The sequence below is a fragment of the Pseudomonas oryzihabitans genome, from assembly GCF_032027545.1.
In the GTDB taxonomy this organism is placed as follows: Bacteria; Pseudomonadota; Gammaproteobacteria; order Pseudomonadales; family Pseudomonadaceae; genus Chryseomonas; species Chryseomonas oryzihabitans_F.
Map to the genome: position 1 here is coordinate 1 of NZ_JAVSJB010000105.1, position 482 is coordinate 482.

1 protein-coding gene is annotated in these 482 nt (G+C 60.2%); it reads left to right on the forward strand.

Features of this window, described 5'->3' with window-relative positions:
* On the forward strand, positions 1 to 482 hold a 482-nt coding region (locus tag RND78_RS27920; RefSeq protein WP_312733476.1), incomplete at both ends, for a calcium-binding protein.

Here is a 482-nt window from a genome sequence, read left to right on the forward strand (position 1 = left end):
AGGACACCATCTACTACGCGCACGAGGGTCGTGCCAACAAGCAGGATGTCGTGCAACTGGTAGGGTTGAATGCGGAGGATGTCCTCATCCGCCGCGACAGCAGCGACCTGGTGATCCAGGTGAAAGGCACTACCGACAGCTTGCGCGTGGTGTATCACTTCTACAGTGACGCTACCTATGGCTACCAGATCGATCGCATCTTGTTTGCCGATGGCAGTAGCTGGGATCAGGCGGCGATCAAGGCCCAGGTGCTGCAAGGCACTGTGGGTGACGAAACGCTGTGGGGCTTTGGTACCGATGACACTCTGGACGGCCAGGCGGGTGACGACACCCTCAACGGTGGTAGCGGCAACGACATCCTGAACGGTGGAGACGGAGCCGACACCCTTAGCGGTGACGAGGGCAACGACACCCTGCACGGTGGTGCCGGCAACGACGTGCTCTACGGTAGAGACGGTAACGACATCCTCAACGGGGGAGCT